The sequence below is a fragment of the Myxacorys chilensis genome, from assembly GCF_059505265.1.
In genome coordinates this window covers 1-8,429 of sequence record NZ_JCACKG010000130.1, presented here as the reverse complement: position 1 = coordinate 8,429, position 8,429 = coordinate 1, and the positions used below count along the sequence as shown (strand labels likewise).

At 46.3% G+C, this 8,429-nt stretch carries 10 protein-coding genes and 2 pseudogenes; 9 read left to right on the top strand and 3 right to left on the bottom strand.

Annotated elements, in window-relative coordinates; all coding sequences use genetic code 11:
- Positions 1–232: 232 nt before the first annotated feature.
- From AC5JLB_RS10070 to AC5JLB_RS10030, 9 genes and pseudogenes are all read left to right on the top strand, one after another.
- The gene (locus tag AC5JLB_RS10070) at positions 233–967 is read left to right on the top strand and encodes an FAD-dependent monooxygenase (RefSeq protein ID WP_495873696.1); all 735 of its coding nucleotides are present in this window, start codon (positions 233–235) and stop codon (positions 965–967) included.
- Between the two features lie 5 nt (positions 968–972).
- Complete coding sequence (locus AC5JLB_RS10065; protein ID WP_495873695.1) at positions 973–1,398, top strand: FAD-dependent monooxygenase; 426 nt, start codon at positions 973–975, stop codon at positions 1,396–1,398.
- Positions 1,399–1,905: 507 nt separating this feature from the next.
- Positions 1,906–2,910, top strand: a complete 1,005-nt coding sequence (locus AC5JLB_RS10060) for a mechanosensitive ion channel family protein (protein WP_495873694.1) — start codon at positions 1,906–1,908, stop codon at positions 2,908–2,910.
- Between the two features lie 12 nt (positions 2,911–2,922).
- Positions 2,923–4,257 (top strand): DUF2254 domain-containing protein, encoded by a 1,335-nt coding sequence (locus AC5JLB_RS10055; protein ID WP_495873693.1) that lies wholly within the window; start codon positions 2,923–2,925, stop codon positions 4,255–4,257.
- A 50-nt stretch (positions 4,258–4,307) separates the two neighbouring features.
- Positions 4,308–4,910, top strand: coding sequence for a DUF2238 domain-containing protein (locus AC5JLB_RS10050; protein WP_495873692.1), 603 nt, complete (start codon positions 4,308–4,310; stop codon positions 4,908–4,910).
- A gap of 187 nt (positions 4,911–5,097) precedes the next feature.
- Complete coding sequence (locus AC5JLB_RS10045; protein WP_495873691.1) at positions 5,098–5,922, top strand: DUF2382 domain-containing protein; 825 nt, start codon at positions 5,098–5,100, stop codon at positions 5,920–5,922.
- Positions 5,923–6,282: 360 nt separating this feature from the next.
- Positions 6,283–6,492, top strand: coding sequence for a hypothetical protein (locus AC5JLB_RS10040; protein WP_495873690.1), 210 nt, complete (start codon positions 6,283–6,285; stop codon positions 6,490–6,492).
- 12 nt (positions 6,493–6,504) lie between these two features.
- Positions 6,505–6,702 (top strand): annotated as a pseudogene (locus tag AC5JLB_RS10035) (helix-turn-helix domain-containing protein); the annotation flags it as partial.
- A 3-nt stretch (positions 6,703–6,705) separates the two neighbouring features.
- The gene (locus AC5JLB_RS10030; RefSeq protein ID WP_495873698.1) at positions 6,706–7,185 is read left to right on the top strand and encodes a transposase family protein; all 480 of its coding nucleotides are present in this window, start codon (positions 6,706–6,708) and stop codon (positions 7,183–7,185) included.
- Between the two features lie 343 nt (positions 7,186–7,528).
- Here AC5JLB_RS10030 and AC5JLB_RS10025 read toward each other — a convergent pair whose 3' ends face one another.
- The 3 genes and pseudogenes from AC5JLB_RS10025 to AC5JLB_RS10015 form a co-directional block, all read right to left on the bottom strand.
- Positions 7,529–7,750 (bottom strand): hypothetical protein, encoded by a 222-nt coding sequence (locus tag AC5JLB_RS10025; RefSeq protein ID WP_495873689.1) that lies wholly within the window; start codon positions 7,748–7,750, stop codon positions 7,529–7,531.
- 112 nt (positions 7,751–7,862) lie between these two features.
- The gene (locus AC5JLB_RS10020; protein ID WP_495873697.1) at positions 7,863–8,252 is read right to left on the bottom strand and encodes an ISAs1 family transposase; all 390 of its coding nucleotides are present in this window, start codon (positions 8,250–8,252) and stop codon (positions 7,863–7,865) included.
- Positions 8,225–8,429, bottom strand: a pseudogene (locus AC5JLB_RS10015) (hypothetical protein); the annotation flags it as partial. The pseudogene AC5JLB_RS10015 and the gene AC5JLB_RS10020, both read right to left, overlap by 28 nt.

The window sequence follows — 8,429 nt, the reverse complement described above, 5'->3', positions numbered from 1 at the left end:
AGTAGATACGCTTAAATCTTTTGTGCTTCTGTCCGAACTAAAGGGGTCACTTCAGCTTGTGTCAGAATTTACCTATGTTGCCAATTGACTCATTTAAGTAGCTCATTGCAACAACACACCTCGCTCTAAATACTTTGGCAGCACAAATTTAATTTTCAAGTGATTCAGTTGAATCATGTCGAGACATCCCGAAACGTATCTGTAAAAGCCTTAATAGTTGGAGATTCTAATAATGGGCGCTTTACAAGCATCGTCAAAAATCGCGGTTGTTGGGGCAGGAGTAGGAGGTCTGTCAACCGCGATCGCGCTAGCGCAGCAGGGATTTGAGGTGCAAGTTTATGAAGGGGCACAAGCCCTGCGTCCAGTTGGTGCTGGGTTAACGCTCTCTCCCAATGGGTTAAATAGTCTTGCGGCTATCCATCCAGAAATGGTTGAGACTCTAAAACAGGCAGGCAGCCACACCCAGATTGCTCATCTGAAGAAAAGCACAGGAGAACTGATGCTGTCTCAACCGGTTCGATTAGCTCAACAATTTGGGCAACCCATGCTCAATATTCGCTGGTCGCGGCTACAAGAGATTTTGGCTCAGGTTTTACCCACCGACATCATCCATCTGAATCACTACTGTACTGGATTCGAGCAATCTGATACAGCAGTGGTTGCCCACTTTAAGAGCCAGAAGTCTATTGAAACAGACCTGCTCATTGGTGCAGATGGCATCAATTCTATGATTAGGCGAACGCTGCTCCGGGATGGCTCACCTCGGTATAGGGGCCGACTCTCTTGGCGAGCAGTTGTACCCTACCCCTCTGATCTACTGTCACCGGATGAAGTCACCATCGTCACAGCACCCGATGGCAAGAATTGTTTGTGGGTAGATGCTGGAGAAGGCTATCTCTTCTGGAGTGTAACGGCATTGGATCACGATGGTTCCCTTTCCCCCAATCCGCCAAGCTCCGCGTTTTAGAAATAGTGTCTGGTTGGGCAGAACCTGTACCCACAATCGTCAGCAATACACCGGCTCACTTAATTGTGGAGCGGCCAATTTGGGATCGCCCACCCGTAAAATCTTGGAGTCAAGGTCGAGTTGCGCTTTTAGGTGATGCGGCTCATCCCGTTGTCCCATCCATTGGGCAAGGTGCAAATATGGCATTTGAAGATGCCTGTGAACTGGTCTACTGTCTGTCTCAATGCTCTACCCTTGAAGCTGCATTTCGCGCCTATGAAACCCAACGCATTCCTCGTACTGAGGTAATTTATGCTCGTAGTGCTTATCAGGGCGATCGCGCTTACCAACCCGATAGTGAAACTGCTTTACGAGAGCTGCTGAACCCCTCACAATCGCGTCAGGAAGAGTTCGATAACTGGCTATATCGCTACAGACCAGTTCTGTCGTAAAAATGATGGGCCGTATCAAGATTCACCCCATCAAGATTCAATTGTGCAAAGCGATCGCAGCCAATTTGTCAGCTTAGCAGCGAATTAGAAAGCGGAAGGCACGCATAAGAATGTTGAGATTAGTGATTTGTGCGTCGATTGTGGCTCATGGGCCGTGTTTCCTTGGCTAAACAATACGCACAACAGAACAGAGCTTGAAGTTTATGTATGAATGCTGCTCATCGCTGGTCCTATTTTGAGGATTTCATAAAAAATGAAATCAGCATGAAATTTTGATGGTCTTTCAGACAGAAATGCTTGTTCCATCGTAAGCGAGAAGAAGAAAGCACTTTGAATGCCTATATTGAAATGGCCTAGAAGAGGTAGATTAGCTCGTCTGAATCAAAGTGTTTAGGCCACAGAGTTAACAGATTGAATCTGATTGAGCATTGGCTGATTTATCTGGAAAGTTGAATTAAAAAAGACTTTTGAGCTGGAGATTGTAAATAAAGCAGTTAAAGAGAAGCTATGAATTTAGAAATATCTACAGCTTGGTCTAAAGTTCAAGGAATGATTAATGGTGCGATCGCCTTGTTACCAAACGTTGCCTTAGCACTCATTGTCTTTCTGCTCTTTGTGCTTGTAGGAGGATGGATTAAAAGGTTAGTCAAACGCTTAACTCGCCATCGTCGCCAAGCTCGTAACTTGGGTATGGTGCTAGGACGCTTAGCTCAGGGCTTGACGATTCTGTTAGGTTTGTTTGTTGCATTATCTATCGTCGTTCCTACCTTTAAGGCAGGTGACTTAGTACAACTGCTGGGGATTAGTGGGGTCGCGATTGGCTTTGCTTTTCGAGACATTTTGCAAAATTTCTTGTCAGGGATCTTGATTCTCTTGACCGAACCTTTTCAGATTGATGACCAAATCGTGTTTAAAGATTTTGAAGGAACGGTTGAGAATATTGAAACCCGCGCCACTACCATCAGAACCTATGATGGCCGTCGCATTGTCATTCCGAATGCGGAGTTATTCACCAATTCAGTCACAGTTAACACCGCTTTTGACAATCGCCGTTTGCAATATGACGTAGGTATTGGCTATGGAGATGATATTGACCGAGCTAAACAGTTGATTCTAGAAGCAATCACCAGCGTAGATGGCGTTTTAAGGAGTCCTGCGCCTGATGCCTTAGTCATGGAATTGGCAGATAGCACTGTGAACATTCGCGCCCGTTGGTGGATTCACCCCCCTCGTCGTGCGGATGCTCTTGATATGCAAGATCAAGTGCTAACAGCCATTAAGAATAAACTGACTGCCAACGGTATCGATCTCCCTTTCCCAACTCAACAAATTCTCTTTCACGACCAAACCGAAGAAACCGACGGCGATCGCTCCCGCCAACGCGAAGGATGGCCTGCGGGCAAGCGCGAAGTGCCCAAGCCTCGGAGCATCAGCGGTTCTTTGCGACAGCTAGCTGAAATGCGATCGCAGCGGAACGGCAGTAACCACAAACAAGCAACAGATGACTTATGAAAAATGTGACTTATGAAAAATGTTAAGTGGAGCAAACGGTGGGATTCGCTCCACTCTAGCTACTGGTTTTTGCCAACTATCATGGCCGTGAGTGCGATCGCGCTGGCACTCATCATGCTGAATATCGATCGACGCTCTCAGGGCGCAGTGAAGCACCTAAACTGGATTTATACAGGCGGGCCCGACGGGTCGCGGGCATTACTTTCAGCGGTTGCCAGTTCGATGATCACGGTTGCCGCCACAGCATTTTCAATTACGATTATTGCGCTTCAGCTTGCCGCTTCTAATTTCGGGCCAAGGCTGTTGCGGAACTTTATGCAGGACACAGGAAATCAGTTGGTTCTAGGTACTTTCATCGGCACCTTTATTTACTGCTTACTGATCCTGCGAACCATTCGGGGAGAAGACTATACCCTCTTTGTACCTCAGTTAGCAGTCACAACGGGCATTGTGCTAGCGATCGCCAGTGTAGGTGTCCTGATTTACTTTATCCATCATGCTTCCACGATTATTCAGGCATTTCATGTGATTACTGGCGTGAGCCATGATTTAGAGGATGCGATCGATCGATTGTTTCCAGAACAGATTGGACATAGCATCGTGCCAAAATCACGTCGGCAGATCGGAGAAATCCCGGCAAATTTCGACTCAGATGCTTGTTCAGTAAAAGCCTCTAAAACTGGCTATCTACAAGCCGTTGATGACCAAGAACTGATCAAGATTGCTTGTAAACATGACCTGCTACTACGGCTGCAATTTCGTCCTGGTCAGTTTATTGTCAAAGGTAGTGATCTAGTACTGGTTTATCCCAGCAAACACTGGTTCCCAAAACTAACAGAACAACTGAATGATGCTTTCATTCTTGGAAAAGAGCGGAATGAGCAACAGGATGTGGAGTTTCCGATCAATCAGCTGGTTGAAGTGGCTCTGCGAGCGATTTCTCCAGCTGTGAATGATCCGTTCACAGCCATTCGTTGCATCGACCAGCTCAGTGCGGGATTGTCTCGCCTCGCTCAGCAAGATTTTCCCTCCCCCTACCGCTACGACAGCCAAGAAACTCTGCGCGTGATTGCGGAGGGAGTCACGTTTGAAGCGTTAGTTGATTCCGCCTTTAACCAAATTCGACGATATGCCCAATCAGATGCTGCTGTCACAACTCGCTTGCTAGAAGCGATCGCCACTATTGCCTCTTACACAGGCAATGCCAAACAACGAGCGGTTCTACGTCGTCATGCTGAAATGATTCTACGAGGGAGCCGTGAAGGTTTGTCAGAAGAGCTAGATCGGCAAGCTGTAGAGCAACAATATGACAATGTTATTCATGAGCTAGCCCAACAAAATTACTAGACTGAGCAACTAAAAAAGCAATATATTCCTGATTTGTAGGAGCAATACTAATGTTTAGTACCAATTGGCAAGGATATAGAACAGCCGCCTGGATTGCACAAACTTTATTGATGTTAACAGTGATTGCTGCGTTCATCCAAGGAAATTGGGGGAATGCTTTTGCCCTTGTTTGTTTTCTTCTAGCATCCTTAGCTTTCATACTTCTAGACAAACAACTACCCACTTTATTTGATTTTTTATTTGTCGTGGCTGCTCTCCTCAATGCAGGGGGTTGGGTTTGGGGCTGGTTTTATCTTCCCGGAATTTACGATGAGGTGGTTCATGGCTTTACTATGTTTGCCATTACTTTGGCCCTCAGTTTTCTTACTTATGCTTCTCTACTGACAAGTTTTCATAAACATAAGTTGTTGTATTTAGCCGCGATCGCCAGTTTTGGTATCGCCATTGGCGCACTTTGGGAAATTGCAGAGTGGGCAGCAGGAAATATCCTTCCAACTCAAGTTATTGGTAGTGTGAATGACACCGTTATTGATTTAGTAATGGACAGCCTAGGTTCTGGGCTAGCAGCACTAATCAGTTTATGGGCATTAGAAGAACGAGTGCATTCTAGATCATCAATCAATCAACGTTCCAGATCCCACAGTCACCGCTAAATCGGCTCCCTAGATTGAGCTATCTCATCTATCTTTTTAATTTGTTATCTACAGCTATCTATGATTTATCACCGCTTTTGGCAATGTGTTCAAAGATGAAATTCCATATCTCCTTCGATAGCAAGATTTATTGAATTCACATTATTTCTAATATGAACGCAACAAATAAATTTGGAGGAAATACAATATGACTTTGATAAAACTTAAGGATTTTTATCCTGATTCTCAGAACAATTCATCTAATGCAGAAGACGTCAAAGACTTTGATGTTTACACTCAAAGCGATGAAAAAATTGGCTCAATTGACTATATTTTGGTTGATGACCAAAGTGGTCGCCTCCGCTATTTTGTGGTTGATACGGGCTTCTGGATTTTTGGCAAAAAGGTGTTGTTACCTGTCGGAAGCACTGTGATCAAATTTAGAGATCGCCGAGTTGAAGTAAAAGGCTTAACCAAAGAACAGGTTGAAGACTTGCCTAACTTTGATGACCTAGAAAAAGTAGACTACGACTACGAAGAGCAGGTGCGCGGAACCTATCGTCCTGCTGCGAGTGCTACCACCTACGATCGCGATAGCTATAGCTATCAACAAGAACCCTCTTTGTATGATCTCAACGATCGCGATCATCAAAGCTTAAAGCTCTACGAAGAACGGCTGATTGTTGACAAGCACAAGCAGAAAACTGGTGAAGTTTCCATTGGCAAGCGAGTGGAAACGGAGACAGCACGAGTTGCGGTTCCGGTTGAAAAGGAGCGTGTTGTGATTGATCGCACCACTCCAACCCAAGGCGCTGCAGTTGATTCCAATAGTGTTGACTTTGGTAACCAAGAAGCAGTGCGGATGGAGGTTTACGAAGAAACCCCTGACATTCACAAAGAAGCGTTCGTGCGTGAGCAAGTTAATGTCAAGAAGGTTGTAGAAAAAGATACTGTGAACGCTGAAGAACAGATTCGGCGGGAAGAACTGGATTTAGATACTCAAGGTCGCTCAGTTGTAGATAAGCGCCGTTAGAATCCATCGCTTCTCGCTCCAGGCTCATCATCGTAGAGCTAAAGCCACTTTAGGTAGTGGGCTTTTAGCTCTACTTCTTTATAGGTTTAAAGCAGGCGATCGCTGAATGTCACTGATTGGGAGGTAGACTTGTGCGTTTAGGGCAGTGGGTTGGTTTTCTTGCTCTCATTATCTCGCTTTACATCCTCTGACGAATTCGGCAAGTGCTGTTTCTGGCGTTTACGGCTGTCGTTTTAGCAACTGCTATAAATCAACTTGTGAAGCGCTTGGAGCGGCAAGGAATTCATCGCGGCATTGGCATTGCTGTATCAGACCTGTCTGGGAATAAGCGAGAATGGAGGGCAGTGAAGAGACAAGAAAATGCTGGACATCGAACGGGCGTTGAACCAAGACCGACTGTTGTGGGCAGTGACTGGCTTGAACCGCAGAGCGTTTGAGGCGCTGCTGGCAGATTTTAGCCGCCTTCATGAGCAAAGCCGTCAGACTCAACCGGGTCAACGTGCGGTCGGTGGTGGACGTAAAGCGCGCTTGCTGAAGACTCAAGAGAAATTGTTTTTTAGTTTGTTCTAGTTCAAGTGCTATCTAACGTTTGATTTGGCGGGGCTGATCTTCGACCTGCACCGTTCTCAAGCCCACGAATGGATGCATCGTCTGCAACCGATTTTGGAGGAAACCTTGGGTGAGAAGATGGTGTTGCCAGAGCGCAAACTCACTAGCCTTGAGGCATTTTTGCAGCGGTTTCCAGACGTAAAGCGGGTGATGATTGATGGCACAGAATGACCGATCACTCGCCCTCAAGACCCGAAAGCACAGCAATCAAACTATTCAGGTAAGCAGAAACGCCATACGCGCCAGCATCTCGCTGCGGTTGACGAAACCAAACGTGTGCTGGTTTTGAGCAAAGCCCGCGAAGGCAAACTGCATGACAAACGCTTTCGTGATGAAGATGACATCGCTGGGAATGTGCCAGACGAGATTCCCATTGAAGTCGATTTAGGCTTTTTAGGCTTGCAAAAAGAGTATGACAACATTCATCTACCCCACAAAAAACCGAGAGGAGGAGAGTTGAGTGCCCTGCAAACGCAAGAGAATCGCACCTTGAGTCAATCACGAGTCGTTTGGGGAAACGCCTTTGCTGGAGTCAAGCGTTACAGCGCCGTCAGTCTGGTTTATCGCAACTTGGTTAAGGACTTTGATGACCACTTAATGCTCACTGCCGCAGGGTTATGGAACTTCTACTTGGTTGCATTGGTTGCAGCTTAGGAAACGAGACTGGCAAGGTCGCATTGGCTCACTTGATTCTTATTTCCCGACAACTCTATTAACTTCAGAGTTGCAAAATCTATCCACTGCAAATCAGTTAAAAAGATGACCAAGGGATATGAGTCGGAACAGAACACTCGCACGAATTGCTGAAAGATTCGATTAAAATGATTTTGAGCTTCCGTTGCTCCCACTCTCGGGACGGGCGGCTGCTTGTCAACGATCAACTCCACTTCAGGGATGACATCAATGATGATTTGCCCATTGTTTCCTAAAACCGTGAGCAGGCGCGATCACCATTGTTGCAACTGCTCATTGGGTTCTCTCAGATCTTGCACCAAGCTCAACAAGTCACCTTGGGCAACGGTTTGAGGGTGATTTCAAAGCCATACTGTGCAGCTATATCTCGATTGGTTTGAATGGCTCGCAGTAATTGCAACCAGACAACTGAGGGAAACAGAACTTTGAGCGCTAAATCAGAGGCTACCTTCCAATCGAGAACAGGTGGGAAAGACCATTGGTCAATCCAGTGAACCAACAGATAGGCAATCAGGAACAAAACCAACCAACGGTAGACTCCTAACTTGGTGCTTTGACCAAAACAGTGTAAGCCAAACCGATGTTTAGCCGTTTTGAAAAAGGCTTCAATCGCCCACCGTTTGCGACCCAGGGCTGTTTCATTGTAGTAGGGGAAAAACCTTGTCCAACTGATTGGCGAACTGCCGTTTGGCAGCAGCCATCGAAGTGAAACCCAAGGTGCGAGCAAAGTTAATGAAGAAGTTGCGGACCACTGACCAGTTCGCGACTGCATTCCTGCCGGTTTGCGGCGCATTGTCCTCGTTAAACGTCACGTCTTTGACCCAATGCAATCGATTCTCGATGCACCAATGCTCACGAATAATCCGATGAAACTGTTCTGCACTCGTGATGACACTACTGATGTAGTACTGCCGCTCATCGAATGGTTTCCTGTCTCGATACCCGTGTCGTTGCACCACAATGCAGCGTTGTATTCCTGACCACTCGTGCCCAAATGCGACTACTCCATCAACACGCTGACCGTCCAGTTCATGTTCCGTCCATGACCTTGTTCATGTTCCTGATACTGGCTGAGCGGTTGTTTCGTCATGAATTGTTGCTTAATTCCTCCATGCAATCGCCCTTGATTCGCTTTGACACACACGAGGTAATCGTTGCCTTGCTTGACAATCTGGTGCAGCGTTTTTTTGGCAGTGCAGCGCATC

Excerpts from the sequence above, each read along its gene's own strand:
- AC5JLB_RS10040 (WP_495873690.1), top strand. The coding sequence starts at position 6,283 with ATGCTGGACATCGAACGGGCGTTGAACCAAGACCGACTGTTGTGGGCA.
- AC5JLB_RS10060 (WP_495873694.1), top strand. The coding sequence starts at position 1,906 with ATGAATTTAGAAATATCTACAGCTTGGTCTAAAGTTCAAGGAATGATT.
- AC5JLB_RS10070 (WP_495873696.1), top strand. The coding sequence starts at position 233 with ATGGGCGCTTTACAAGCATCGTCAAAAATCGCGGTTGTTGGGGCAGGA.
- AC5JLB_RS10045 (WP_495873691.1), top strand. The coding sequence starts at position 5,098 with ATGACTTTGATAAAACTTAAGGATTTTTATCCTGATTCTCAGAACAAT.
- AC5JLB_RS10050 (WP_495873692.1), top strand. The coding sequence starts at position 4,308 with ATGTTTAGTACCAATTGGCAAGGATATAGAACAGCCGCCTGGATTGCA.
- AC5JLB_RS10055 (WP_495873693.1), top strand. The coding sequence starts at position 2,923 with ATGAAAAATGTTAAGTGGAGCAAACGGTGGGATTCGCTCCACTCTAGC.